At 74.9% G+C, this 1,376-nt stretch carries 1 protein-coding gene; it reads left to right on the top strand.

The window, feature by feature from the left end; all coding sequences use genetic code 11:
* Positions 1-1,376 (top strand): type I polyketide synthase (locus OSB71_RS24140; protein WP_265950931.1); only part of this gene is annotated, 1,376 nt, incomplete at both ends.

The following is a 1,376-nucleotide window of genomic DNA, read 5'->3' as shown; positions in this document are numbered from 1 at the left end:
GGGGCGTTGCGGTTGCCGCCGGTGCGGGCGTGGGACGTGCGGCGGGCCCCGGAGGCGTTGCGGCACGTCAGCCAGGCCCGGCACGTGGGCAAGGTCGTGCTCACCCTGCCCCGGGCCCTGGACCCGGCCGGGACCGCGCTGATCACCGGGGCGACCGGCACCCTGGGCGCGGCCGCCGCCCGCCACCTGGCCACCGCCCACGGCATCGGCTCCTTCCTCCTCCTCAGCCGCCGCGGCCCCACCGCCCCCGGTGCCCACGACCTGGTGGCCGACCTGGAGGCCACCGGCGCCCGGGTCACCCTGCTGGCCTGCGACACCGCCGACCGCGCCGCCCTGGCCGACGCCCTGACCCACCTGCCACCGGACCGCCCCCTGACCGCCGTCGTGCACACCGCCGGCACCCTCCACGACGCCACCCTGCCCGAACTCACCCCCCACCACCTCGACACCGTCCTCCGGGCCAAAGCCGACACCGCACACCACCTGCACGAACTCACCCGCCACCACCACGACATCGCCGAGTTCGTGCTCTTCTCCGCGGGGGCCGGGACGTTCGGGGGGCCGGGGCAGGGGAACTACGCCGCGGCCAACGTCTACCTCGACCAGCTCGCCCAGCAGCGCCACGACGCGGGCCTGCCCGCCCGCTCCATCGCCTGGGGCATGTGGGAGGAACGCAGCGGCATGACCGCCCACCTGGGCGAACGCGAACTCGCCCGCATGACCCGCACCGGCCTCCTCCCCCTGCCCACCGACCTCGGCCTCACCCTCCTGGACACCGCCACCACCACCCCCCACCCCCACCTCGTCGCCGCACGCCTGGACACCACCGCCCTCCGCCACCACACCGACACCGACGGCACCGGCATCCCACCCCTGTTCCGCACCCTCGTGCGCACCCCCCAGCGCCGGGGCCTCGCCCACTCCACCAGCTCCGACCCCTCCTCGTGGACGCAGTGGCTGGCGGGCACCACCCCGGAACAGGGACAGCGGATGCTGCTGGACCTGGTCCGCACCCACGTCGCCGCCGTCCTGGGCCACACCGGCCCCGACACCATCGACGCCCACCGCGCCTTCCGCGACCTGGGCTTCGACTCCCTGACCGCCGTGGAGATCCGCAACCGCCTCACCACCGCCACCGGACTCAAACTCCCCACCACCCTCGTCTTCGACCACCCCACCCCCACCGCCCTCACCACCCACCTCCACACCCACCTCACCGACCACCCCACCCCCACCACCCCACCTGCCACCACACCCGCCACCACACCCGACGACGACCCCATCGCCGTCATCGGCATGAGCTGCCGCTTCCCCGGCGGCGTCCACACCCCCCAAGACCTCTGGCACCTCCTCACCCACGCCCACGACGCCATCGG

This window comes from Streptomyces marinisediminis (assembly GCF_026262575.1).
Classification (GTDB): Bacteria; Actinomycetota; Actinomycetes; order Streptomycetales; family Streptomycetaceae; genus Streptomyces; species Streptomyces marinisediminis.
The sequence above is the reverse complement of the archived record's forward strand: the minus strand, read 5'-3'. Positions and strand labels throughout refer to the sequence as shown.